The sequence below is a fragment of the Stutzerimonas sp. genome, assembly GCF_982611455.1.
Window position 1 is genome coordinate 43,270 of the sequence record NZ_CEXBBO010000004.1, and the last position, 24,968, is coordinate 68,237.

25 protein-coding genes and 1 other RNA gene are annotated in these 24,968 nt (G+C 59.8%); 5 read left to right on the forward strand and 21 right to left on the reverse strand.

Going from position 1 to position 24,968, the window contains the following annotated elements; translation table 11 throughout:
• Window positions 1–2 precede the first annotated feature (2 nt).
• The 14 genes from AC2LD7_RS03675 to rsmI all read right to left on the reverse strand — a co-directional run bounded on the left by AC2LD7_RS03675 (window position 3) and on the right by rsmI (window position 14,985).
• Entirely contained in the window at window positions 3–947 is a 945-nt protein-coding gene (locus AC2LD7_RS03675) for a D-alanine--D-alanine ligase (protein WP_484596502.1), read from the reverse strand.
• Entirely contained in the window at window positions 944–2,404 is a 1,461-nt protein-coding gene (gene murC, locus AC2LD7_RS03680) for a UDP-N-acetylmuramate--L-alanine ligase (protein ID WP_484596503.1), read from the reverse strand. The genes AC2LD7_RS03675 and murC overlap by 4 nt, the downstream gene beginning before the upstream one ends.
• Window positions 2,397–3,467: an undecaprenyldiphospho-muramoylpentapeptide beta-N-acetylglucosaminyltransferase gene (gene murG, locus AC2LD7_RS03685; protein WP_484596504.1), complete on the reverse strand. Its 1,071-nt coding sequence runs from the start codon at window positions 3,465–3,467 to the stop codon at window positions 2,397–2,399. The genes murC and murG overlap by 8 nt, the downstream gene beginning before the upstream one ends.
• A complete protein-coding gene (gene ftsW / locus AC2LD7_RS03690) occupies window positions 3,457–4,689 on the reverse strand; it encodes a putative lipid II flippase FtsW (RefSeq protein WP_484596505.1) in 1,233 nt (410 codons plus the stop codon). Before ftsW ends, murG begins: the two co-directional genes overlap by 11 nt.
• Window positions 4,689–6,032, reverse strand: a complete 1,344-nt coding sequence (gene murD, locus AC2LD7_RS03695; RefSeq protein ID WP_484596506.1) for a UDP-N-acetylmuramoyl-L-alanine--D-glutamate ligase — start codon at window positions 6,030–6,032, stop codon at window positions 4,689–4,691. Before murD ends, ftsW begins: the two co-directional genes overlap by 1 nt.
• Window positions 6,033–6,038: 6 nt before the next feature.
• Window positions 6,039–7,121 (reverse strand): phospho-N-acetylmuramoyl-pentapeptide-transferase, encoded by a 1,083-nt coding sequence (mraY, locus tag AC2LD7_RS03700; protein ID WP_484596507.1) that lies wholly within the window; start codon window positions 7,119–7,121, stop codon window positions 6,039–6,041.
• Complete coding sequence (locus tag AC2LD7_RS03705; protein ID WP_484596508.1) at window positions 7,121–8,497, reverse strand: UDP-N-acetylmuramoyl-tripeptide--D-alanyl-D-alanine ligase; 1,377 nt, start codon at window positions 8,495–8,497, stop codon at window positions 7,121–7,123. Before AC2LD7_RS03705 ends, mraY begins: the two co-directional genes overlap by 1 nt.
• Window positions 8,490–9,953 carry a UDP-N-acetylmuramoyl-L-alanyl-D-glutamate--2,6-diaminopimelate ligase gene (locus AC2LD7_RS03710; protein WP_484596509.1) on the reverse strand — a complete coding sequence of 488 codons (1,464 nt, stop codon included), beginning with the start codon at window positions 9,951–9,953 and terminating at the stop codon, window positions 8,490–8,492. Before AC2LD7_RS03710 ends, AC2LD7_RS03705 begins: the two co-directional genes overlap by 8 nt.
• Window positions 9,953–11,686, reverse strand: a complete 1,734-nt coding sequence (locus AC2LD7_RS03715) for a peptidoglycan D,D-transpeptidase FtsI family protein (RefSeq protein WP_484596510.1) — start codon at window positions 11,684–11,686, stop codon at window positions 9,953–9,955. Before AC2LD7_RS03715 ends, AC2LD7_RS03710 begins: the two co-directional genes overlap by 1 nt.
• Window positions 11,683–11,973: a cell division protein FtsL gene (ftsL, locus tag AC2LD7_RS03720; protein ID WP_484596511.1), complete on the reverse strand. Its 291-nt coding sequence runs from the start codon at window positions 11,971–11,973 to the stop codon at window positions 11,683–11,685. The genes AC2LD7_RS03715 and ftsL overlap by 4 nt, the downstream gene beginning before the upstream one ends.
• Window positions 11,970–12,917 carry a 16S rRNA (cytosine(1402)-N(4))-methyltransferase RsmH gene (gene rsmH, locus AC2LD7_RS03725; protein WP_484596512.1) on the reverse strand — a complete coding sequence of 316 codons (948 nt, stop codon included), beginning with the start codon at window positions 12,915–12,917 and terminating at the stop codon, window positions 11,970–11,972. Before rsmH ends, ftsL begins: the two co-directional genes overlap by 4 nt.
• Window positions 12,914–13,369, reverse strand: a complete 456-nt coding sequence (mraZ, locus tag AC2LD7_RS03730; RefSeq protein WP_122168339.1) for a division/cell wall cluster transcriptional repressor MraZ — start codon at window positions 13,367–13,369, stop codon at window positions 12,914–12,916. The genes rsmH and mraZ overlap by 4 nt, the downstream gene beginning before the upstream one ends.
• 291 nt (window positions 13,370–13,660) lie before the next feature.
• Window positions 13,661–14,019, reverse strand: an RNA gene (gene rnpB, locus AC2LD7_RS03735) — RNase P RNA component class A.
• 90 nt (window positions 14,020–14,109) lie between these two features.
• Window positions 14,110–14,985, reverse strand: coding sequence for a 16S rRNA (cytidine(1402)-2'-O)-methyltransferase (rsmI, locus tag AC2LD7_RS03740; RefSeq protein ID WP_484596513.1), 876 nt, complete (start codon window positions 14,983–14,985; stop codon window positions 14,110–14,112).
• 121 nt (window positions 14,986–15,106) lie between these two features.
• Here rsmI and AC2LD7_RS03745 point away from each other — a divergent pair, with 121 nt between their 5' ends.
• The 4 genes from AC2LD7_RS03745 (at window position 15,107) to AC2LD7_RS03760 (ending at window position 18,487) form a co-directional block, all read left to right on the forward strand.
• Window positions 15,107–16,864 (forward strand): penicillin-binding protein activator, encoded by a 1,758-nt coding sequence (locus AC2LD7_RS03745; RefSeq protein ID WP_484596514.1) that lies wholly within the window; start codon window positions 15,107–15,109, stop codon window positions 16,862–16,864.
• A complete protein-coding gene (locus tag AC2LD7_RS03750) occupies window positions 16,861–17,229 on the forward strand; it encodes a YraN family protein (protein WP_484596515.1) in 369 nt (122 codons plus the stop codon). The genes AC2LD7_RS03745 and AC2LD7_RS03750 overlap by 4 nt, the downstream gene beginning before the upstream one ends.
• A gap of 89 nt (window positions 17,230–17,318) precedes the next feature.
• Window positions 17,319–17,912, forward strand: coding sequence for a phosphoheptose isomerase (locus AC2LD7_RS03755; protein ID WP_484596516.1), 594 nt, complete (start codon window positions 17,319–17,321; stop codon window positions 17,910–17,912).
• Complete coding sequence (locus tag AC2LD7_RS03760) at window positions 17,909–18,487, forward strand: BON domain-containing protein (protein ID WP_484596517.1); 579 nt, start codon at window positions 17,909–17,911, stop codon at window positions 18,485–18,487. The genes AC2LD7_RS03755 and AC2LD7_RS03760 overlap by 4 nt, the downstream gene beginning before the upstream one ends.
• Before the next feature lie 131 nt (window positions 18,488–18,618).
• On the opposite strand, the gene AC2LD7_RS03765 is transcribed toward AC2LD7_RS03760, so the two are convergent.
• The 7 genes from AC2LD7_RS03765 to rplM all read right to left on the reverse strand — a co-directional run bounded on the left by AC2LD7_RS03765 (window position 18,619) and on the right by rplM (window position 23,462).
• On the reverse strand, window positions 18,619–19,032 hold the full coding sequence (locus AC2LD7_RS03765; RefSeq protein WP_484596518.1) for a ClpXP protease specificity-enhancing factor: 414 nt from the start codon (window positions 19,030–19,032) through the stop codon (window positions 18,619–18,621).
• A gap of 12 nt (window positions 19,033–19,044) precedes the next feature.
• On the reverse strand, window positions 19,045–19,662 hold the full coding sequence (locus tag AC2LD7_RS03770) for a glutathione S-transferase N-terminal domain-containing protein (RefSeq protein ID WP_484596519.1): 618 nt from the start codon (window positions 19,660–19,662) through the stop codon (window positions 19,045–19,047).
• Window positions 19,663–19,750: 88 nt separating this feature from the next.
• A complete protein-coding gene (locus AC2LD7_RS03775) occupies window positions 19,751–20,560 on the reverse strand; it encodes a cytochrome c1 (RefSeq protein WP_484596520.1) in 810 nt (269 codons plus the stop codon).
• Entirely contained in the window at window positions 20,560–21,771 is a 1,212-nt protein-coding gene (locus AC2LD7_RS03780; protein WP_484596521.1) for a cytochrome b, read from the reverse strand. The genes AC2LD7_RS03775 and AC2LD7_RS03780 overlap by 1 nt, the downstream gene beginning before the upstream one ends.
• Window positions 21,771–22,364: a ubiquinol-cytochrome c reductase iron-sulfur subunit gene (gene petA, locus AC2LD7_RS03785; RefSeq protein ID WP_484596522.1), complete on the reverse strand. Its 594-nt coding sequence runs from the start codon at window positions 22,362–22,364 to the stop codon at window positions 21,771–21,773. The genes AC2LD7_RS03780 and petA overlap by 1 nt, the downstream gene beginning before the upstream one ends.
• A gap of 262 nt (window positions 22,365–22,626) precedes the next feature.
• Window positions 22,627–23,019: a 30S ribosomal protein S9 gene (gene rpsI, locus AC2LD7_RS03790; protein WP_021209313.1), complete on the reverse strand. Its 393-nt coding sequence runs from the start codon at window positions 23,017–23,019 to the stop codon at window positions 22,627–22,629.
• A 14-nt stretch (window positions 23,020–23,033) separates the two neighbouring features.
• Complete coding sequence (gene rplM, locus AC2LD7_RS03795) at window positions 23,034–23,462, reverse strand: 50S ribosomal protein L13 (protein WP_019342644.1); 429 nt, start codon at window positions 23,460–23,462, stop codon at window positions 23,034–23,036.
• 416 nt (window positions 23,463–23,878) lie between these two features.
• On the opposite strand from rplM, the gene AC2LD7_RS03800 reads away from it, so the two are divergent.
• The gene (locus tag AC2LD7_RS03800) at window positions 23,879–24,916 is read left to right on the forward strand and encodes an NADP(H)-dependent aldo-keto reductase (RefSeq protein ID WP_484596523.1); all 1,038 of its coding nucleotides are present in this window, start codon (window positions 23,879–23,881) and stop codon (window positions 24,914–24,916) included.
• Window positions 24,917–24,968 lie beyond the last annotated feature (52 nt).

Consider the following 24,968-nt stretch of genomic DNA (forward strand, 5'->3'; position numbering starts at 1 on the left):
GGTCAGTTCCCTGCCGCTAGGCTGGCATCGAGGATGGCCAGTACCAGCTGCTGAAAATCCAGTCCTGCAGCGCGCGCAGCCATCGGTACCAGACTGTGATCGGTCATCCCCGGAACGGTGTTCACTTCCAACAGCCAGAAGGCGCCGCCGCTGTCCTGCATGACATCGACACGCGCCCAACCCTGGATACCCACAGCCTCGCAGGCACGGGCGGACAGATCCTTGAGCTCCTGCTCCTTAGCAGCGTCCAGACCACAAGGAATGCGATATTGGGTATCGCTGGCCACATACTTGGCGTCGTAGTCGTAAAAGGTGTGCGGCGTACCCAGCCCGATCGGCGGCAATACCGAACCGCGAAGCGTGGCGATGGTGAACTCCGGCCCCTGGATCCACTGCTCGACCAATACTTGGGAGTCGTAGGCACTGGCAGCCCGCCAGGCAGCGATCAGCTCGGCGATGCCGCCGACTTTTGCCATTCCGATGCTCGAACCTTCATGGGCCGGTTTGACGATCAGCGGGAAGCCCAGATCGGTGGCGGCAGCCTGACAGTCAGCCTCGCTCGCCAGCACGGCATGACGCGGTGTCGGCAGGCCAAGGCTCTGCCATACCTGCTTGGTACGCAGCTTGTCCATGGCCAGCGCCGAGGCGAGGATACCGCTGCCGGTGTAGGGAATGCCCGCGCATTCGAGCAGGCCCTGCATACTGCCATCTTCGCCGCCACGCCCATGCAGCACGATAAACGCGCGGTCGATGCGCTCACTGCCCAGGCGCACCAGTAAATCATCGCCGACATCGATGCCAAAGGCATCAACGCCCGCAGCCTGTAGCGCCGACAGTACCGCAGCGCCGGATTTCAGGGACACTTCGCGCTCGGCACTCTTGCCGCCGAACAGCACGGCAACCCGGCCAAAAGCCTTGGGATCACGAGTCGATTGCAGGGCAGTCATTCGCTCTTCCTCGCGGCGCTTGTATCGCCAGCAAACAGGGGACTGTTGATCAGTTGGGGAGCCAGCCCGCCGATATCCCCAGCGCCCTGGCAAAGCAGAATGTCGCCCGCACGCAGCAGTGGCTTGACCACTGGCGCCAGCTCGGTACCGCGTTCGATGTAAATCGGGTCGAGCTGACCGCGCTGACGGATGCTATGGCACAGGTGTCGACTATCTGCACCGGGAATGGGCTCTTCGCCCGCCGGATAGACTTCCATCAGCAGCAGCACATTGGCGTCGGTCAGCACCTGAACGAAGTCGTCGTACAAATCGCGGGTTCGGCTGAAACGATGAGGCTGATAGACCATCACCAGACGGCGGTCAGGCCAGCCGCCGCGAACGGCCTGGATCACCGCCGCGACTTCACGCGGATGATGACCGTAATCGTCGACCAGCATCACGCTACCACCATCCACCGGTAGCTCGCCGTAGACCTGAAAGCGCCGGCCGACACCACCAAACTCCGACAGTCCCTGGACGATCGCATCGTCATCGATGCCCTCGTCGGTGGCGATGGCGATGGTCGCCAGCGCATTGAGGACGTTGTGATTGCCTGGCATCTTGACCGACACATCGAGCGCATCGAAGCCATCACGCAGCACGGTGAAGTAGGTGCGCATGCCTTCCTGACGAATATTGATAGCGCGCACATCGGCATCTTCGCTGAAGCCGTAAGTGGTTATAGGGCGACCGACCTGGGGGATGATCTCGCGCACTACCGGATCGTCGACGCAAAGCACCGCGAGCCCGTAGAACGGCAAGTTGTGCAGGAACTCGACGAATGTTTTCTTCAGCCTGCCAAAGTCGCCGCCATAGGTGCTCATATGATCGGCGTCGATATTGGTCACTACCGCAACCATCGGCTGCAAGTGCAGGAAGCTGGCGTCGCTCTCGTCGGCTTCGGCAATCAGGTAGCGGCTGGTGCCCAGCTGTGCGTTGGTGCCCGCCGCAGTCAGACGGCCGCCGATGACGAAAGTCGGATCGAGCCCGCCCGCGGCAAACACCGAAGCCAGCAGGCTGGTCGTCGTGGTCTTGCCGTGGGTACCGGCAACGGCGATGCCGTGACGGTAACGCATCAGTTCGGCGAGCATCTCGGCGCGCGGTACGACCGGAATCCGCTGCTCGAGCGCGAATGCGACCTCGGGATTGGAGGCGTTTACCGCACTGGAAACCACCAGCACATCGGCCCCGGCCACGTTGCCGGCTTGGTGCCCGATGAAAATCTGCGCACCGAAATTCTGCAGACGCTCGGTACTCGCGGAGGTTTTCAGATCCGAGCCGGAAACGTCGTACCCAAGATTGAGCAGCACTTCGGCTATGCCGCACATGCCGACACCGCCAACACCGACAAAATGAATCCGGCGGATACGGCGCATGCGACGTACCTCAGCCTTGACCGCTGCGGGGGATTTAGCCATGCGCCACCTCCAGGCAGATGTCGACGACGGTACGGGTGGCGTCCGGCCGAGCCAAACGGCGCGCCGTAGCTCCCATGGCCTTGAGTTTTTCCGGCTGCATCATTACCTCGGTCAGCTGCGCGGCCAGCGCGGCAGCATCGGTTTTTGCTTGGGGGAGAAGAACGGCTGCGCCCTCCTTCGCCAGATATTCCGCATTGCGGGTCTGGTGATCGTCGATCGCGTGCGGCAACGGCACCAGGAACGAAGGCAACCCGGCCGCAGCCAGCTCACAGACAGTCAGGGCGCCAGCGCGGCAGACCACCAGATCGGCCCAGGCATAAGCGCGGGCCATGTCTTTAATGAAGGGGGCAACTTCGGCCTCGACTCCGGCAGCGGTATACCGCTCCTGAGTGATACCGGCGTGCTGCTTGCCAGCCTGATGAAAAACCTCGGGACGCAGCTCCCGAGCCAGCTGACCGAGCGCCTCCGGCAGCAGCTTGTTCAAGGGCTCGGCGCCCAGGCTGCCACCCAACACCAGCAGGCGTGGGGTACGGTTGAGCAGGGTCTGCCTGGGTGTTTCGACGAACAGTTCGTGGCGCACCGGATTGCCGGTCGTACGCCGTTTGTCGCTGTTGTTGAATGTATTTGGAAAGGCTTCGCAAACGCGCTGTGCAAATGGCACCAGGCTACGGTTGGCGGTACCGGCCACGGCGTTCTGCTCGTGAATGATCAGCGGTATTCCGGCAAATTTGGCCGCCAACCCTCCGGGGCCAGTCACGTAACCACCGAGGCCCAATACACAAACGGGCTTGAGCTCGCGCATGATGCGACGGGCCTGCCACAGCGAACGCAGCAGCTGGAACGGCGCCTTGAGCAGGGAAGCCACCCCCTTGCCACGCAGCCCGCTGACCTGGATCAAGTGCAGCGGCAAACCAGCCGCGGGAACCACTTCGTTCTCGATGCCGCGAGGCGTACCCAGCCAGTGCACACTGTAGCCGCGGCTCTGAAATTCGTGGGCGCAGGCCAGCGCAGGGAATACATGCCCGCCAGTTCCGCCAGCCATGATCAGCACGTTAGCGGCCATCTGCGATCCCCTTGTTCCTGGCCGCAGGCACTTCGGCGAAATCGTCTTCGCTGAACTCAGCATCTTCGCTGCCCAACACCGTGCGGCTTTCCCACTCGATGCGCAGCAGTAGCGCCATGCTCGCGCAGGTGACTACCAGCGAGCTGCCGCCGTAGCTAAGAAATGGCAATGTCAGGCCTTTCGTTGGCAACAAACCGACGTTTACACCGACATTGATCAGGAACTGCCCGAGCCAGAGGAATGCGACGCCCCAAGCGATATAAGCCGCGAAGAACTGCCGTGACCGCTCCGCCGCTAGACCGATATAAAGGGCGCGCACGCCAACGAACGCAAACAGCAGAATGGTCAACAAAGCGCCAACCATGCCCAGTTCCTCAGCCAGAACCGAGAACACGAAGTCGGTGTGCGCTTCGGGCAGATAGAACTGCTTCTGCACGCTGTTTCCCAGTCCGACACCCAGCCACTCACCGCGACCGAAAGCGATCAGCGCCTGGGTCAGCTGATAGCCGGCGCCGTATTGGTCAGCCCAGGGATCGGTGAACGTGATCAAGCGCTGCAGGCGGTATTCCTGTGTTTGTACCAGGACGAACACCGCACCTACGGCCAACAGCACTAGCAGGCTGAACCGGATCAAGCCGACGCCGCCAAGAAACAGCATCGCCACCGCCGCGCCCATCATGACGACGGTTGCGCCAAAATCGGGCTCGAGCAGAAGCAGCATCGCCATCGGCAGCAGCACCAGAAACGGTTTGAGGAAGCCCCAGAAACTTTCACGCACCTCTTCCTGACGGCGCACCAGATAGCCAGCGAGATAGACCACGACGAATAGCTTGGCTATCTCGGAGGGCTGCACGTTGAACGCGCCGAAGCCGATCCAGCGCATGGAGCCATTGACCTCACGACCGATGCCGGGAATCAGCACGAGAATCAACAGGGCGAACGCGCCCAGCAGCAGCACCCAGTCCAGCCGTTGCCAAGCCGACAGCGGAACCATCAACACAACAGCAGCGGCGCCAAGGCCAAGCAGTATGTAAACCAGATGGCGGACCATGTGATACATGGAGTTACCGGCATTCACCGCAGCGACTTCGGAAGACGCCGAGGTGATCATTACCAGGCCCAGCCCCAGCAGGGCCAGGCAGCCAGCGAGCATCGGGAAATCGAGGTCCAGACCACGACGGCCGAACAAGGGCGAAGGTGCAGTGCGCAGGAAGGCGAGCATCAGCTGAGCCCCCTCACCGCAGTGGCGAATTGACGTCCGCGATCTTCGAAGTTGGCAAACATATCGAGGCTGGCACAGGCCGGAGAAAGCAGCACCGCATCCCCCGGTTGTGCATTTCTGGCCGCGAGCTGCACGGCTTCTTGAAGCGTCTGAACACGATGAATCGTCGCCGCGCCATCAAGGGCCGTAGCCAGAAGTTCGGCATCACGCCCAAGCAGGATGACGTCACGGCAATTTCGTGCGACGGGGCTGCGCAAAGCGGAGAAGTCCGCACCCTTGCCGTCACCTCCAGCAATCAGCACCAGCTTGCCGGCGATGTCGCTGCCCAGGCCATCAATCGCTGCCAGCGCGGCGCCGACATTGGTCGCCTTGGAATCGTCATAGTAAGCAACGCCTTTGCGCTCGCCGACCCACTGACAGCGGTGCGCGAGCCCGGCAAAGCTGCGCAGGGTTGCCAGCATCGGTTCGAACGGCAGCCCTACTGCATGCCCTAATGCCAGGGCAGCCAGCGCGTTGGATTGATTGTGAGCACCACGGATCTTCAGCTGGTTCGCCGGCATCAAGGCGTCGAATTGAAAGGCTAGGTATTTCTGAGCGTTTTCCTCGAACAGTCCGAAGCCCTTGAAGTCGGGTTTTCCAAGGCCGAACGACCACGTCGGGACATCATCGCCAACCAGCGGACGGCTAAGGCGATCGTCGCGGTTGACTACAACCTGTCGCGCACCGCGGAAGATCCGGTGCTTGGCCTGATGGTAGGCTGGCAGCCCGTCATAGCGATCCATGTGGTCCTCGCTGACGTTCAGGCAGGTTGCAACTTCGGCATTCAATTGGTCGGTGGCTTCGAGCTGGAAACTCGACAGCTCAAGGACATAGAGCTCGACGTCATCGTTAAGCAGGTCCAGTGCGGGAGTGCCTAGATTTCCACCCACCGCCACCTTGCGACCAGCTGCAATGGCCATCTCACCGACTAACGTGGTCACGGTGCTTTTCGCATTGGAACCAGTGATCGCAATGATCGGCGCTTTAGCTTCGCGAGCGAACAGTTCGATGTCGCCTGACAGCTTCACGCCTCTGGACGCGGCGACTTGCAGTGCCGGCGTACTGAGCGGCAGCCCCGGGCTGATCAGCAATTCGCTGGCGCGGCAAAGAAACTCGGGATCGAGCTCGCCACAACGCACTTCGACGCTCGGGTATTGCGTTTGAAGAGCGGCAAGTTCCGGCGGGTTCGCGCGCGTATCAGCTACGGCAAACGGCACTCCACGGCTCGCCAGATGGCGAACCAGGGACATGCCGCTCTTGCCGAGGCCGACGACGATGCGGAACTGATCGGAAGCGATGAGCACTCTTTATTACCTCAGTTTCAGGGTGGCGAGACCGACCAGCACCAGGATCACCGTGATGATCCAGAAGCGCACGATCACTCGGGGCTCGGGCCAGCCCTTGAGTTCGAAGTGGTGATGAATAGGCGCCATGCGAAAAACTCGCTTGCCAGTCAGCTTGAACGAGGCGACCTGGATCACGACCGACAGGGTTTCCATCACGAACACGCCGCCCATGATGAACAGCACGACTTCCTGACGAACGATGACCGCGATAGTCCCCAACGCGGCGCCGAGCGCCAGTGCACCGACGTCGCCCATGAAGACTTGGGCTGGGTAGGTGTTGAACCACAGAAAGCCCAGCCCAGCGCCGATCAGCGCACCGCAGAACACAATCAGCTCGCCAGCACCTGGCACGTAGGGAATCAACAGGTATTCGGCGAAATTCACGTTGCCCGACAGATAGCAGAAGATGCCCAGCCCGCCGCCGACCATCACGGTCGGCATGATCGCCAGGCCGTCGAGCCCGTCGGTGAGATTCACCGCATTGCTCGATCCGACGATGACGAAGTAAGTCAGGACTACGAAGCCGATACCCAGCGGTATTTCTATATTCTTCAGCAATGGCAGGATCAACGTCGTCTCTACCGGCGTTTGTGCAGTCATATAAAGGAAGATCGCCGCACCGAGACCGAACACCGATTGCCAGAGGTATTTCCAACGGCTCGGCAGGCCACGGGAGTTCTTTTCTATGACCTTGCGATAATCGTCGACCCAACCAATCGCGCCGAACAGCAGCGTGACGGCCAATACCACCCAGACATAGCGGTTAGCCAGATCGGCCCAGAGCAGGGTGCTGATGCCGATGGCGCTGAGGATCAGCGCCCCACCCATGGTCGGCGTACCGGATTTCGACAGATGTGATTGCGGACCGTCAGTACGCACGGACTGGCCGATCTGGCGCAACTGCAAAGTGCGGATCAACCAGGGCCCCATCCATAAAGAGAGCACTAGCGCGGTAAGTACGCCGAGAATTCCACGCAGCGACAGGTACTGAAAGACCGCGAAGCCGGTGTGGAATTGTTGCAGATACTCGGCGAGTAGCAGCAGCATCAGTGTTTCTCCGTGCTAGATGCGGAAAGCGCGGCAACGACCTTATCCATCGCGGCGCTCCGGGATCCCTTGACCAAAATGGTAGTGGCGTTGCCCTGCTCCAGGCGCAGCGCCTCGATCAGGCTTTGCTGATCGGCGAAATGTCGACCGCCAGCACCGAAGGCATCGACGGCATGCTTCATCAGCGGACCAACGGCAAACAACGTATCGACTTTGCCGATCGCATAGCTGCCGACTTCGCGATGGCCTTGCTCGGCCCAATCGCCCAGCTCGCCCATGTCGCCCAACGCCAACACGGTGCGACCGGCGAAGCCAGTCAGCACGTCGATGGCCGCGCAGATGGATGCCGGATTGGCGTTGTAGGTGTCATCGATGAGGCGCACGCCGTTGCCGAGCATCTGCGCGACACCTCGGCCCTTGACCGGCTGCAGGCTCTCCAGACCGGCGACGATGTGCTCCGGCGCGACATCCAGCGCATGCGCCGCTGCCGCTGCCGCGAGTGCATTGGCCACGCTGTGGCGGCCGAGCAGATTGAGCTGCACACGCACGGATCCGGCGGGCCCGCTCAGCACAAAGTTCGGGCAACCACGCAGATCGTAGGCAATAGAAGCGGGATGGAAATCGGCCAGAGGACTCTGTGTCGCGAAGCTCAGCACGCGTCTACCGGCTGCCCGCCGCTCCCAGGTCGAGTAGGCCTTGTCGTCGCGATTGAGGATCGCGATGCCGCCGGCACCGAGCCCGTCGAGGATCTCGCCCTTGGCCTCGACGATTTTCTCAGGACCGCCGAACTCGCCGACATGGGCGGTACCGGCGTTAGTAATCAAGCTGACATCTGGCTGCGTCAGGCTGACCGTATATGCGATCTCTCCGAGGCGCGAAGCACCCAGCTCGATCACCGCCGCGCTGTGCTGTGGTGCCAACTCGAGCAGAGTCAACGGAGCACCAAGATCGTTATTGAGATTGCCGCGAGTGGCGAGCACCGCATCGGCACCGTAGGCAGCTCGCAGGATGCTGGCGAGCAGCTCCTTGACGCTGGTCTTGCCGCTGGAACCGGTAATTGCCGCTACTGGCCCGGCAAAGGCGGTGCGATTCATCGCGCCCAACTGACCCAAAGCGATGCGGCTATCCGCAACTACTAACTGTGGCAATGAAACATTTTCCACACGCCGTTCGACCAAAGCGGCGACTGCGCCTTTTGACGCGACCTCGGCCAAGTATGCGTGGCCATCGAAACGAGGGCCGGTTAGAGCCACAAACAACTGCCCCGGTGCGATCGCACGACTATCGGTGCTCACCGAGCTGAATGACACATCGGCACCCACCAGCTCGGCGGACAGTGAGGCGACAAGATCAGTCAAGCGCATGACTTCAAGCATCGGAGCCCCTCCAAGCAGCCAAGGCGATCGAGGCCTGGTCGAGATCGGAGAACGGTAAGCGTTCACCCTGGATTTCCTGATAATCCTCGTGACCTTTGCCGGCCAGCAATACCACGTCGTCGACATGGCTAGCGGCGATGCAGCTGGCTATGGCTGCGGCGCGGCCCGGCGTGAAGGTCGCGTTTTCCGGTGCGCTGAAGCCGGCGCGAATCTCGTCGAGAATCTGTACGGGATCTTCATTGCGCGGATTGTCATCGGTCACCACGACCCGATCAGCCAACCGCTCAGCGACTTCGGCCATCAGCGCACGCTTGCCACGATCGCGCTCGCCGCCGCAACCGAACAGGCACAGCAGCTTGCCGCGGGTGTGAGGTCGCAGCGCGCCAAGAACCTTCTCCAGGGCATCGGGAGTATGTGCGTAGTCGACCACAACCAACGGGCGGTCACCGCCGCCCAAGCGCTGCATGCGGCCTGCCGGCCCTTCGAGTTTCGGCAGTACGGCGAGAATTTCATCCAGCGGATAGTTCATTCCCAGCAGAGCGCCTGTAGCAGCGAGTACGTTGCTGACATTGAAACGCCCGAGCAACGGGCTACGCAGCGAGCGCTCTCCTTGTGGAGTGATGAGGCGGGCATGGATTCCATCGTCGCCCAGCCGCGCTTCCGGGCAATAGAGATAGGCAGAGGCATCGTCGAGGCTGTAAGAGATAAGCCGCGACTCGCACTTCTCCTCGGCGAGAACGCGCCCGAAGGCATCATCCAAATTGATCACTCGGCAGCTGAGCCCCGGCACTTTGAACAGCCGCGCCTTGGCTTCACCGTATGCCTCCATCGATCCGTGATAATCCAGATGGTCGCGAGACAGGTTGGTAAACACGGCCACATCGAACGCCAGCGCTGCAGTCCGGCTCTGGGCCAGCCCATGGGAGGAGACTTCCATGGCCACTGCACGGGCGCCCTGCTTGCGCAGGTTCGCAAGATTAGCCTGCACACCGATGGCATCCGGCGTGGTGTGTCGGCCGAGCACTAGCTCACCATGAAAACCAGTACCAAGGGTACCGATGATGCCGCAACGCTCACCCAGGAGATCCAGCGCTTGAGCGATCAGATATGTCACGCTGGTTTTACCGTTGGTTCCGGTAACTCCCGCGAGGTGAAGGCTGCGACTTGGCTCGCCATAGAAACGTCCGGCAATCGCCGATAACTGCTCCGCCAGGTTACGGACCGGCACCAGCACGGCGCTTACCGCCGTCATTTCGGCCGCGCCGTCAGCTTCGTAGGCGACTGCCGCCGCACCGCGGGAAATCGCATCCGCGATGTGCAAGCGGCCGTCCTGCTGCAGCCCAGGCACAGCCAGAAACAAATCACCCGGACGCACCTTGCGGCTGTCCAGGGTCAGCTCGCGGATCAGCGTGGCGCTGCCGGCCTGCGCTAGCAATTGGTTCAACGGCATCGGCATTAGATTCGCCCTCCCTTCGGCTTGGCAGCCTCGGCCGTCTGGACTTCTTCCGCTGGAGGTAGATTGTCAGGGGCAATGTTCATCAGGCGCAGCGCGCCGGACATCACGCGACTAAACACCGGAGCCGACACCAGTCCGCCGTAGTAGCCGCCCTTGCTGGGCTCGTCGATCACCACCGCGATCGCAATGCGCGGATCCTTCATGGGCCCGAAACCGGCGAACATCGAGCGATAGGCGTTTTCTTGGTAGCCCCGGCTGCTGGACGATGCCTTGCGTGCAGTACCGCTCTTGCCCGCCACGTGATAACCCGGCACCTGGGCGCGGAACACACCGCGTGGGGCCTCGATGACCTCCTGCAGCATGCCCTGGACGGTCTTGGCAACTTCTGGCGGAACCACCGCGACGCCCTCTGGCTGCTGGTCGAGGCGAGTCAGCGACAAGGGCACAAGACGACCATCGTTAGCCAGCGCGCCATAGGCATGAGCCAACTGCACCGCGGTCAACGACAGGCCGTAGCCATAGGAAAGCGTGGCGGTCTCGGCCTGGCGCCATTCGCGATGGCTGGGAAGGTTTCCGACTCGCTCGCCGGGGAAGCCAAGGCCGGTGGCCTGACCGAAACCGACCTTGCTCATGACATCGTGAATGGCTGCACCACCGATATCGAAGGCGATCTTGCTCATGCCAACGTTGGACGAATTGATGAGGATGCCGGTCAGGTCCAGTTCACGGCCTTCGGATTTGGTGACATCTCGAATGGTGTAGCGACCGATGCGCAACCAGCCTGGCCAGACCTCGACGATATCACTGGGCTTCCAGCGGCCCGTTTGGAGCGCCGCGCTCATGGAGATGGGCTTCATTGTCGAGCCTGGCTCGAAGAGGTCTGTTAGCGCGCGGTTACGCATCGCAGCCGGCTGCAGGTTGCGGCGATTGTTCGGGTTGTAGGTCGGCTGGTTGACCATGGCCAGCACCTCTCCGGTCTTTACATCCAGCATCACCAAACTGCCGGCCTTGGCGCCAAACTCCAACAGAGCATTGCGCAGCTCGCGGTGAGCCAGGTACTGCAACCGCAGGTCAATGGAGAGCGCCAAGGCTTTGCCGGCCTTGGCATTCTTGGTCACCTGTACGTCCTTGATCAGCCGACCACGGCGATCCTTGAGTACCTGGCGTTTGCCGGGAACGCCTGCAAGCCACTCGTCATATGCCAGCTCCAGACCTTCCCGCCCGCGGTCATCGATATCGGTGAAGCCGACCACATGCGCCGCAACTTCACCAGCAGGGTAGAAACGGCGGAATTCTTCTTGCGAGTAGACGCCTGGAATATTCAGATCCAGCACGCGCTGCCCCTGCTCGGGGGTCAGCCCGCGCACGAGGTACATAAATTCACGCTCAGCCTGTTCCTTGAGACGCTGCTGAAGAGCGGTCGAGTCCTGCCCCAGCGCTTTCGCCAGTTCGGGCCAACGTGCCTTCGCTGCCTGTAGCTCCTGCGGATTGGCCCAAAGCGTTGTCACTGGCGTGCTGACTGCCAGCGGCTCGCCGTGACGATCGGTGATCAGACCGCGATGCGCCGGTATCGGAATGTGCCGCACGCTGCGCGCATCACCTTGGTTTTTCAGAAAATCCTGATCGATCACCTGCAGGTCAACGATTCGCCATGCAATCGCGCCGACCATCAGGGCCAGGAGAGCCAGCACGATGCGAAAACGCCACGGATAGAGCGCACCCTGCAGTCTCATGGCGCCACCAACCTGATATCCACCGCTGCCGGGATGTGCATTTTCAGTTGTTCGGTGGCAAGCGTCTCGATGCGGCTATGGGCCGTCCAGGTGCTCTGCTCAAGTATCAGGCGTCCCCATTCAGCCTGCGTCTTGTCGCGCACGCTGAGGGTGCCATAAAGCTCATTAAGCAATTGGCGATTCCAATGCGCACTGTAGGCAACACCGATTGCCGAAAGCAGCACAGCCACGAACAGCACCAGCATCAGCAGGCTGCCGCGGGGCATCGATCGCCGAAGCTGGTTCATCGCAACTTCTCCGCAACGCGCATTACGGCACTGCGCGAGCGCGGGTTGGCCTTGGTTTCTTCGGCGGAGGCGTATTGAGGTTTGCCCAGGAGCTTCAGACGCGGCACGAACTTCTCGGGAATGATTGGCAGATCGCGCGGCATGGTGTCCGCCTCGCCTTTGGCATGACGGCGCATGAACTGCTTGACGATGCGGTCTTCCAGCGAATGAAAGCTGATCACTACCAGCCGGCCGCCAACCTCGAGCGCCTCGAAGGCAGCGTCGAGCCCGACTTCCAGGTCGCCGAGTTCGTTGTTGATAAAAATGCGTAGCCCCTGAAAAGCACGCGTCGCCGGGTTTTTGCCTTTCTCCCAGGCCGGATTGGCGACCGTCAACACCTGAGCAAGATCGGCCGTCCGCTCGAAGGACCGTTCGGCTCGACGCTGCACTACTGCGCGTGCCATGCGCTTGGCGAAGCGTTCCTCGCCGTATTCCTTGAATACCCGAGCGATGTCGTCTTCGGCTGCAGTCGCGATCCACTCGGCCGCGCTGATCCCGCGGCTGGGATCCATACGCATATCCAAGGGGCCGTCATTGAGAAAGCTGAAGCCGCGCTCCGGATCGTCCAGCTGCGGCGAAGACACCCCTAGATCCAGCAGCACGCCGCTTAAAGTACCGGTCCAGCCGCGTTGCGCAACCTCGGCACCGAGCTCGGCGAAACTTCTCTGCACAACGACAAAGCGGCCATCCTCGGCCGCCAGTGCTTGCCCCGTAGCGATTGCTAGCGGGTCTTTGTCGAAACCCAGCAAATAGCCATCAGGCCCAAGCTGCCGCAGCAGAAGGCGGCTATGCCCCCCACGCCCGAACGTTCCATCCAGATAGCGGCCATCCGGACGCACAGCGAGCGCCGCAACGGCCTCGTCGAGCAACACGGTGATGTGGTTATAGCTGCTGGTCTGGCTCACAGGATTAGGTCACGCAGTTCTTCCGGCAAAGCACCGGGTTGTTTAATGGCCGCTAGGTCCGCATCTGCTTGCGCGTTCCAGTCGTCCTCGTTCCACAGGCTGAATTTGTTCAACTGCCCGACCAGCATGGCTCGCTTGTCCAGCCCGGCATACTCACGCAAACGTGGCGGCACCAGCACGCGACCGCTGCCGTCCATTTCCAGATCAACGGCGTTGCCGATAAGCAGGCGCTGTAACCGGCGGCTTTCCTCACGCAGTGACGGCAATTCACGGAGCTTGGCTTCTATCTGTTCCCACTCGGGAAGTGGATAAATGCAGAGGCAGCGATCAACAGCGTCGATTGTGATGATCAACTGTCCTTCGCAGCGCGAAACGAGCTCGTCACGATACCGGCTGGGCATGGCTAGCCGCCCTTTGGCATCGAGACTGATTGCGTTTGCTCCGCGAAACACGGCTGCGCTTCCTCTGAATTAGCTATCCATATCCATAAATACCCACTTCATTCCACTTTTCTCCACTCCTGCGCACTATAGAAATGCAGCAGCCCCACCGTCAAGGTGAGCCTGACGGGAAAAACCGTTATGTGACGGGTATTTAACGAGCGGGGCGAGGATAAACGGCGAACCGGAGCAAAAAGGGATCAGATATATTCAGACAAGCCAAAAGCCTGCACTTCAAAGTTAAAGTACTTTGTTAAGAGCAAGAATATTTTGGACTAAAAAGAGAGGGTGTTTCGGAAGAAGTCGGAGAGTCGATCTGTAAGCCGGGTTCTGTCGAGGACAGCCATTCCTCTACGACAGCCATCACTGACTGCCTCTAGCAACCTACCCGGATCCAGCGCGGGCCACGCCAATGGATCCCTATTTGGTCTTGCTCCAAGTGGGGTTTACCTAGCCACGAACTGTTGCCAGCCGTGCGGTGCGCTCTTACCGCACCTTTTCACCCTTACCGGCGCCGAAGCGCTTAGGCGGTTATTTTCTGTGGCACTTTCCGTAGGCTCACGCCTCCCAGGCGTTACCTGGCACTTCGCCCTATGGAGCCCGGACTTTCCTCCCTCCCTTCTTGCGGAACAAAAAGAGACAGCGACTGTCCGATCGACTCTCCGGCCGCCAGGGTACTTTGCTGGGCCTTAGCCTGCAAGCTGATAACCCAAGCGACGTCGCAACCGCAATAGCTTCCCTGCAACTACCGCTTAACGATCCTGACCCTTGCCTTGCAAAGCAAGCTGGTAAAGCAGGTTCTTTCTGACACCGGTTATCTCTGCCGCAACAGCCGCAGCGCGCTTCACCGGCAACTCCGCCAACAACAACTGCAACACCCGACACACATGCGCATCGACCGCATCACCACCCTGCGGTGCCTGCCAGCCGCCAACCACAAGAACGCATTCGCCGCGCTGCTGATTGCTGTCGGACTCCACCCAGGCACGCAACTCTTCCAGAGGCAGCCCCTTCAGGGTCTCAAATGTCTTGGTCAGCTCACGCCCCAGCACCGCTGGCCGGTCCGCACCAAACACGAACTCCAGGTCCTGCAGGCATTCGAGAATGCGATGCGGCGCTTCGTAGAAGATCAGGGTGCGCGACTCTTCCTTCAAATGCTCCAGGCGCGTACGACGTGCCGCCCGCTTCGCGGGCAAAAAACCTTCGAATATAAATCGATCAGACGGCAAGCCAGCCGCCGAAAGCGCCGCGATAAGCGCACAGGCACCGGGTAGCGGAGCGACCTTTATGCCTGCCGCCCGCGCCTGCTTGACCAAGTGATAGCCGGGGTCAGATATCAATGGCGTGCCGGCATCGGAAATGAGCGCCACATCCTCTCCCGCCAGGAGTCGCTCGATAAAGCGCCCCCCTTCATCGCGCTCATTATGCTCATGACACGCAGCCAGTGGCGTGGCAATACCGAAGTGCTGCAGCAACCGAGCCGAATGACGAGTATCTTCCGCCGCAATCAGCGCCACCTCAGCCAGTACGCGTAGCGCCCGCGCGCTGATGTCCTCGAGATTTCCGATAGGCGTAGCGACGACATAGAGCGTGCCTGCAGCGGAATTCACGGCATCTGGTGCAGTCACAGGGCGTACCTCAATCAAGTAAAACGCGCATTGTAGCCCGTTTAGCGGTCACAACATCGCAGCCCCGGCGGGGCTTGGGTACAATCCGCCGACACCCGCCAGTGCTTCCAGGAATGATCACATGATGGTTCGCTTTCGCCCGTTTCTCTTCTTATGCATTGCTGCCGTGCTTTCGGCCTGTGCCACCTCGCCGTCCTCGACATTAGGTGAGCTACCGCGCACTCCGCAGGCCTCGACGCAACAACTGCTGAAGGAAGCCGATGCCAGCGACCCAGGCGAGGCAGCACTGCTGCGGCTATCCGCCGCCGACCAAAGTATTCAGCAGGGCAACCGAGCCCAGGCTCGGCAGATTCTGGAGCAGATCACCATTGATCAGCTGATGCCCGCACAACAGATGTTCGCGCGAACCCTGCAAGCGGAATTGGCACTGGCTGACAACGACCCTCAGCGCGCCCTCGATGCCCTGCAGCATCCGACATTCGAACGTCTCGCAGAGCTTCCCGTAGAACAACAATTGCGTACCCAGCTGGCGCGAGCCCAAGCGTTCGAGGCAAACAGCCAGCCCCTCGACGCGGCACGTGAACGAACCTTCATCGCACCCCTGTTGAGCGGTGAGGCGGCAGAGCAGAACCACGAGATGATCTGGTCACTCGTTTCCAGACTGCCTGCGGACCAACTACAACCGACTGCAGATACGGATCTTTCCGGCTGGCTGTCCCTGGCCGCAACCGTAAAGCAGGCCGGCACGCTCGGCCAGCAGCAACGCGCGATCGACGCCTGGATCCAACAGAACCCCAACCATCCAGCCGCGCGGCGCCTACCCGAGCCATTGGTTAAGTTGCGGGAGCTGGCTGACCAGCCGCTGTCACATGTAGCGCTGCTGTTACCGATGGACGGCCCGTTGGCCAGCGTAGCGCGCGCTCTGCGTGACGGCTTTCTCGCCGCCCACCTGGAAGCACAGCAAGACCTGAAGATCGAATTGTTCGACAGCTCCCGCCTATCCTCTCTGGACGATTTCTACCGACAAGCCACCGCATCGGGTGTTGAACTCGTTATCGGCCCGCTGGACAAGGACCTAGTCCGTCAACTGGCCGACCGGGAGCAACTACCAATCACTACCCTTGCGCTGAACTACAGTGATGCAAACCAGAAAGTGCCCCCGCAACTGTTCCAATTCGGCCTTGCCGCAGAAGACGAGGCGCGCGAAGTGGCACGCCGCGCCTGGGCCGACGGGCACCGCCGGGCGATAGCGTTGACACCTCGTGGCGATTGGGGCAATCGGGTTTTTGAGGCCTTTCGCCAGCAATGGCAGGAACTGGGCGGAACAGTGGTTGCTGCCGAACCCCTCGCCGAACCGATCGAGCTGGCCAGTCAGATAGCCGACCTGTTGCAGGTACGCAGCAACCCCGAATCGCAGCCAACGCGGCGCCAGGACGTTGATTTCCTCTTCCTCGCGGCGACACCCCAACAGGCGCAGCAAGTAAAGCCCACGTTGATATTCCAGTACGCCGGTGACCTCCCGGTCTACGCCACCTCCCACCTGCATGCCGCAACGGATAACCGCACCCAATACCTTGATCTGGAGGGTATCCGCTTCACAGAAACGCCATGGCTTCTCGACCCCCAGCTACCACTTCGCCAGGAGATCGAACGCAAGTGGCCACAGGCTCGCGGAAGCCTCGGCAGGCTCTATGCGATGGGGGCCGACGCTTACCTTTTGGCACCACGCCTGAATCAGCTCTTGGCCCTGCCGGAGACGCAACTGCAGGGCCTTTCTGGGATTCTCAGCTTGACCCCTGATCAGCGTATCGAGCGCCGTCTTCCATGGGCTGAATTCCATGACGGCGAGGTCCAGCCGCTTCGGGAAACGCCGTATTGACAACCACCGACAAGCAGCACAGCGGGCAGCTGGCGGAAACCTACGCGCAACGTTATCTCGAGCGACACGGCCTGCGCCTGCTGCATCGCAACTGGTCCTGCCGCAGCGGCGAGCTTGATCTGGTCATGCTAGATGGCGATACAGTAGTATTCGTCGAGGTTCGCTACAGGCGCCACGCCGCATGGGGCGGCGCACTTGAAAGCGTCGACCAGCGCAAACAAGGGAAGCTGATCAAGGCTGCTCAGCTATTTCTGCAAAAAGAAGGCCGGTGGTCCCGGTATCCGTGCCGCTTTGATGTCGTCGCCATCGAGGCGACTGGCACCGCAGACACACCTAACTGGATCCGCAACGCGTTCGATGGCTAAGCCTGACACTCGCGACCGTACCCGGCAGCTCAAGATCGTTTACGGCATGGCCCAAGCGGGCCAGCCCGTCATTTGAAGGTCAAACACCGATGGACATGCAAATCCGTATACGCCAGCTTTTCCAGGCCAGTATCGAAACCAAGCAGCATGCGATGGAAGTACTTGCTCCCTGCATCGAGCAAGCCGGGCAGGTCATGGTCAATACGCTGCTCAGCGAAGGCAAGATCCTGACCTGCGGCAACGGCGGATCTGCGGGCGATGCCCAGCATTTCTCCTCGGAGCTGCTCAACCGATTCGAGCGCGAGCGTCCCAGCCTGCCGGCAATTGCCCTGACAACCGACAGCTCGACAATCACCTCGATCGCCAACGACTACAGCTACAACGAGATCTTCTCCAAGCAGATCCGCGCACTGGGTCAGCCGGGCGATGTGCTTCTCGCAATTTCCACCAGCGGCAACTCTGCCAACGTCATCCAGGCGATACAGGCCGCTCATGACCGTGAAATGCTTGTCGTCGCATTAACTGGTCGCGATGGTGGTGGTATGGCTTCGCTATTGCTTCCAGAAGATGTCGAGATACGTGTGCCGGCAAAGGTGACCGCACGCATCCAGGAAGTACATCTGCTGACCATCCATTGCCTTTGCGATCTGATCGATAACCAACTGTTCGGGAGTGAAGAATGAACCCGGTTCGACTGCACGCGTTTACGCTTGCGCTGTGCCTGGCAGCCACCGGCTGCAGTTCGGTACTCACCGCCACGCGCGATGATCCTATCAATGATGACCGGGGGACCCGCACGATCGGCAGCAGGATCGACGACTCGCTGATCGAGACCAAGGCCGCGGTGAACATTGCCAAAGCCCATCCCGACCTGGACCAGGCGTCGCATATTGTCGTTGCCAGCTATAACGGCGTGGTATTGCTCGCCGGACAGACGCCGCGCAGCGAACTCAAAGAGACAGCCGAACAGGCGGCAAGCTCCGTCCAGCGCGTCAAGCGTGTGCACAACGAGCTTCAAGTATTGCAACCCTCCTCAGCACTCGCCCGCAGCAATGACTCGTGGCTGACCACCAAGATCAAGGCGCAGATGCTGACCGACGAAAGCGTACCGGGCTCGCGCATCAAGGTAATCACCGAGAACGGCATCGTCTACCTGCTCGGCCTCGTCACTCGCCAGGAAGGCAACCGTGCAACTAGCGTGGTGCAAGGCGTTTCCGGCGTACAACGCATCGTGAAGCTGTTCGAGTATATCGATTAAGAGGCTGGAGGCTGGAGGCTGGAGGCTGGAGGTCAAGCGTAGGGGATGTCGCTTTATTATCCACCGACGCCTGATGATTCAGGCCTGCTTTTCGTCCAGCTTTCCAGCCTTAAGCGCCTTATGGCTTCTTTCTATTTAACGACTTTCAGGCTAGGACGCCCTGTCGAAGCTGGGCGCGGCGATGCGCCGGATGCAGCAGACGAATCATCGGCTGGTGTATCGTCATCGGGCGGCGTTGATTCGATCTCGAACACCATGCCCTGCCCGTTTTCTCGTGCGTATATCGCCATTACCGCAGCGGATGGCACATGCAGCCTGTGCGGAACACCACCGAACCGCCCCTCGAAGCTGATTGCGTCATTGTCCATCTGCAGGTGGCGCACAGCGCTCGGCGCAACGTTCAATACTATCTGCCCGTCGCTGGCGAAACCGGCAGGAACCTGAACCCCTGGATGCTCGACGTTGACGAGCAGGTACGGCGTGCACTCGTTGTCCACGATCCACTCATATAACGCCCGAACCAGATAAGGACGACTTGAAGTCATATACAGCCCCTCTTAGCGCATGCCGCGCTCAACGGCGGATAGACTGACCTGGAAGGCCTCACGAGCAAAGTTGGTTTCCATGTAGTCGAGCAGCGGCTTGGCCGCCCTTGGCAACTCTATTTCGAGTCTGGGCAAACGCCACAGGATAGGCAACAGACAGCAATCCACCAGACTGATCTCCTCGCTCATGAAGAAAGGCTTCTCAACGAACACCGGCGATACACCCGTAAGACTCTCGCGTAACTCCTTGCGCGCCTGAGCCCGCGCTGTATCGGAAGTGCGGCGATCAGTGATCCGATCCACCAGCGCGCACCAGTCCCTCTGAATTCTGTGCACCAGAAGCCGGGTGTTCGCCCTGGCCACTGGATAGACCGGCAGCAAAGGTGGGTGCGGATAACGCTCTTCCAGATATTCGGCAATCACATTTGGCTCGTACAGGGCCAGATCACGATCCACCAGCGTAGGCACGCTTGCGTACGGATTCACCTCGGTCAACCTGACCGGGCAACTCGCCGGATTGACATCGATTATCTCGACGCTGACACCCTTCTCGGCGAGCACATAGCGCACCCGGTGCGAATAATGGTCGGCGGGATCGGAATAGCAGGCCAACCGATTGGTCGCGGCCATAGGGTCCCTCCTTTATTAAATTATCGAATGGCAGAAAAACGCGCGCGCCCAGAAGGGCGCGCGCAGGGTACCGCAAAACAGCGAAAGGTCAGTGCACGTCTTTCCAGTATTCGCGCTTGAGCAAATAGGCGAATACGAAGAAGAACGCCAAGAACAACAGTACATAAGTACCGATGCGCTGGCTCTCCAATTTGACCGGGTTGGCCGAGTAAGCCAGGAAGGTCACGAGATTCTTGATCTTCTCGTCGTACTCCGCCCCAGTCAGCTCGCCAGAGCCTTGCACGACCGTCAACGCATGGCAGTCTTCGTGTGTGATCGGGGTTCCGGTGAGAGGATCGAATTGCTTGCGACCATCTTCAACGACCTGAACCTGCTTACATGCAACCGACTCGCCCTCAGGCAACTTGCTCGGCAACACCTGACGACCTTGAAGCGGTGCCAGCACGTGGGGCATGCCTACGTTCGGGAACACGGTATTGTTGACGCCGTAAGGGCGCGAAGGATCTTCATAGAAGCTGCGCAGATAGGTATACAGCCAGTCATTACCACGCACTCGCGCCACCAGAGTCAGGTCCGGCGGAGCCGCACCAAACCACCCTTTGGCGTCTGACGGCTTCATCCCGATCTTCATGTGATCGCCGATCTTAGCGTCACTGAACACGATGTTGTCCAGCATCACTTCCTCTGGAACGCCCAGGTCGGTCGCAACGCGCTCGTAACGCTGGTATTGCGCGCTATGGCAGCCCATGCAGTAGTTGGCGAATGTCTTCAAGCCATCCTGCAGCGCAACCTTGTCGGTCAGGTCGACATCCACCTCATCAAGGTGAACGCCACCGCCAGCGGCAAAGCCGAATGCCGGCACCAGTGCAAGAATCAATGCAGCAAATTGCTTTTTCATCAGCCAGCCACCCTTTGCGGAACTACTTTGGTCTTCTCAAGCTTGGTGTAGAACGGCATCAGGATGAAGTAACCGAAGTAGATAGCAGTACAGATCCGAGATACCAACGTGCGCTCAGGAGTGGGAGCCAGCACACCAAGCACGCCGAGGATGACGAAGGAGATGCAGAACAACGCCAGCGCGATCTTGCTCAGCCAACCCTTGTAGCGCATGGATTTGACCGGGCTACGGTCCAGCCAGGGCAGTACGAACAGCACGGCAATCGCCGCCCCCATAGCGATGACACCGAGGAGCTTGTCCGGAACTGCACGCAAAATTGCGTAATACGGCGTGAAGTACCAAACAGGCGCGATGTGCTCAGGCGTCTTGAAGGCGTTCGCTACTTCGAAGTTCGGCTTCTCAAGGAAATAGCCACCCATCTCTGGGAAGAAGAACACGATGGCGCAGAACACGAACAGGAACACCACCACACCAACGATATCTTTGACCGTGTAGTAAGGGTGGAACGGAATGCCATCAAGGGGCACGCCCGCCTCGTCCTTGCTCTTCTTGATGTCTACACCCATTGGGTTGTTCGAACCCACTTCGTGCAGAGCGAGGATGTGCAGCACTACCAGCCCTAGAATCACGATCGGCAGAGCAATGACGTGCAGCGCGAAGAAGCGGTTGAGGGTAATACCCGAAATCAGATAGTCGCCACGGATCCACTGGGTCAGGTCGCCACCAATAACCGGAATGGCACCGAACAGCGAAATAATTACCTGGGCACCCCAGTAGGACATCTGGCCCCACGGCAACAGATAACCCATGAAGGCTTCGGCCATCAGCGCCAGATAGATCATCATGCCGAAGATCCATACCAGCTCACGAGGCTTCTGGTAGGAGCCGTAGAGAATGCCGCGGAACATGTGAAGGTAGACCACGACAAAAAACGCCGACGCACCCGTGGAGTGCAGGTAGCGAATGATCCAGCCGTACTCCACGTCACGCATGATGTATTCGACAGACGCGAACGCACCCTCAGCCGATGGCTCGAAGCTCATCGTCAACCAGATGCCGGTGAGTATCTGGTTGACCAGAACCAACAAAGCCAGAGAACCGAAGAAGTAGAGCACGTTGAAGTTCTTCGGTGCGTAGTACTTGCTCAGATGGTCTTCCCACATCTTGGTCGCGGGGAAGCGCGCATCAACCCATTCCATGAACTTGCTCATTACGCGCTCTCCTGATCCACGCCGATGATGACCGTGGTGTCCGTCTCGTACGTATGCGGGGGAACCGGCAGGTTCAAGGGAGCCGGCTGCCCCTTGAAGACGCGGCCAGCCAAGTCATATTTCGAACCATGGCACGGGCAGAAATAGCCGCCGAGCCAATCAGCACCCAGATCAGGCGCCGCAACTTCTGGCCGAAAAGATGGGGAGCAACCAAGATGTGTACAGAGCCCAACCACAATCAACACTTCCGGCTTGATCGAACGAACCTGCGGATCGACATAGGCCGGCTGCTCGGATGCTTCGGACTTGGGATCGGCAACCCTGTCGGTGAGCTTGTCCAAGTTGGCCAGCGCCTCCTCGGTACGACGCACGATGAACACCGGTTGGCCACGCCATTCGGCGATCATCTGCTGGCCTGGCTCGATCTTGCCGATATTTACCTTAACCGGTGCACCGGCTGCCTTGGCCTTGGCACTCGGGAACCACGATCCCACAAACGGGACCGCGGCACCCACCGCTCCTGCAGCACCTACTACCGAAGTAGCGGCTACCAGGAAGCGACGCCGGCCAGCATTCACGCCGTCATTGCTCATTCAGTCGTCTCCCATCAGTTTCTTATGGCCTACCGAAAGCAGGCGTCTACTACGTGCGTCTACCGTAAAACGAGGCCGCGAAAAAATTCGCCAAATGGTAAAGAAAAGCCCCTCGCATGACAAGGTAATAACCTGACACAACTCTGCCCCAAGCCCCGAAAGTCGGGGCTTGGGGCGCGCGACAAGCTGTCGCAGGGATTACCATCACCCATAAAAAAACGCCCAGTTCCGGAAGAAGCTGGGCGTTTTTTGTGAAGCTGAATTAGCGCTTCGAGTACTGCGGACGCTTACGCGCTTTGCGCAGACCGACTTTCTTACGTTCAACTTCGCGAGCGTCGCGAGTAACGAAGCCAGCTTTGCGCAGGGCAGGACGAAGAGTCTCGTCATACTCCATCAGTGCACGGGTAATACCGTGACGGATCGCACCAGCCTGACCACTTACACCACCACCGAGAACGGTAACGTAGATATCGAATTTCTCGACGGTCTCGGTCAGCTCCAGCGGCTGACGAACAACCATGCGAGCGGTTTCACGCCCGAAGAAGTTGTCCAGCTCACGGTTGTTGATAGAAATCTTACCAGTGCCCGGGCGCAGAAAGACGCGCGCGGTTGCAGTCTTGCGACGGCCAGTGCCGTAATTTTGAGTCGCCGACATAATGAACTATTCCGTTAAATCTTCAGTTCTTGGGGCTGCTGAGCGGTATGCGGGTGATTGGCACCCTTGTACACCTTCAGCTTACGATACATGTCGCGACCCAGCGGGTTCTTAGGCAGCATGCCTTTGACCGCGGTCTCGATCACACGCTCTGGCGCCTTGGCGATCAACTTCTCGAAGTTGATCGACTTGATGCCACCCGGGAAACCGGAGTGAGAGTAGTACATCTTGTCGGTGGTCTTGGCACCGGTAACACGCACTTGCTCGGCATTGATAACGACGATGTAATCACCGGTATCGACGTGAGGGGTGTATTCCGCCTTGTGCTTGCCACGCAGGCGGCTAGCGATTTCGGTTGCCAGACGACCCAGGGTCTGGCCGGCAGCGTCGACGACGAACCAGTCGCGCTTGACGGTTTCCGGTTTAGCAGTAAAAGTCTTCATTCGTTATAGCCTCAGGGGCCGCCCTGAAAATAAGACGGCGAATCTTACTGAATGGTGCTCGCCCTGGCAAGGCCAGGACAGCCGGAAACAGACGCTATCGGGGGCTCGGGTCAGCGCGTCCGCTACGGCAGTGGTTTGGTAGGCTAGGCATCCCCTACCTTGTTTTCTCGTCAGCGGGCTAGGCATCCCCGGCGACAGGCTGCGGAATTATCCTGATTACGAGCAAAATAGCAAGCCGCTTCGATCCTCAGACGACGAGGGCAGCAATTTCGCGCCGAGCCGAAGCGATCGCCGGAAGCTCCCCCAGCTAATAAGCTGTTGTAGAACCTTCAAGCTAACCCATCAGACAGGTAGCGAGTAGAAACTTATCCGCTGGCAATACCATCCGATACACAAACTCACCAAAAGGACACCGCATGGAAAAGCGCCAGTTAGGCCGCACCGACCTCAAAGTCAGCTCACTTTGTCTGGGCACGATGACATGGGGTGAACAGAACGAAGAAAGTGAAGCCTTCGCCCAACTGGATCGCGCAAAGGGCGCGGGCATCAACTTCATCGATACCGCCGAAATGTATCCGGTGCCGCCGAAGCCGGAAACCTATGCGACTACCGAGCGTTTCATTGGTAATTACTTCAAAGCCCGAGGGAACCGAGCCGCCTGGATCTTGGCAAGTAAGATTGCCGGACCGGGCAACGGCATCAGCCACATTCGGGACGGCCACCTGAAGATGAACCGGCAACATATCGTCGCCGCCCTCGACGCCAGCTTGAAGCGCCTCCAGACGGACTGGATAGACCTCTACCAACTGCACTGGCCCGAGCGCAGCACCAACTTCTTCGGCCAGCTTGGCTACCAGCATCAACCAGAGGACTTCACCCCGCTTGAAGAAACGCTAGAGGCGCTCGGAGAACAGGTAAAGGCCGGAAAGATTCGCCATATCGGCCTATCAAACGAAACCCCTTGGGGCACGATGAAATTTCTGCAGCTGGCCGAATCCAGAGGCTTGCCGCGTGCAGTGTCGATTCAGAACCCATACAACTTGCTCAATCGCAGCTTCGAAGTGGGCCTGGCAGAAATAGCCATCCGCGAGCGATGCGGCCTACTTGCCTATTCGCCACTGGCGTTCGGCATGCTCAGCGGCAAATACGAGCAAGGTGCCCGCCCCGCAGACGCGCGCATCACCCTGTTCAGTCGCTTTGCTCGCTATTCCAATCCACAGGCACAGGCGGCGTGCTCCCGCTATGTCGCCCTCGCTCGCTCGCACGGCCTGGATCCGGCGCAGATGGCCTTGGCCTTCGTGACGCAGCAACCGTTCGTGACCAGCAATATCATTGGCGCGACATCGCTCGAACAGCTGGACAGCAATCTCGCCAGCTCTGATCTGAAGCTATCTGCCGAGGTGCTTGCGGCGCTAGATTCGATCCACAGCGAGCAACCCAACCCAGCGCCCTGATGCAATAGCCTGGCATCCAACGCGCGCCAGCCAAGCCAACTCCATAGTCGCA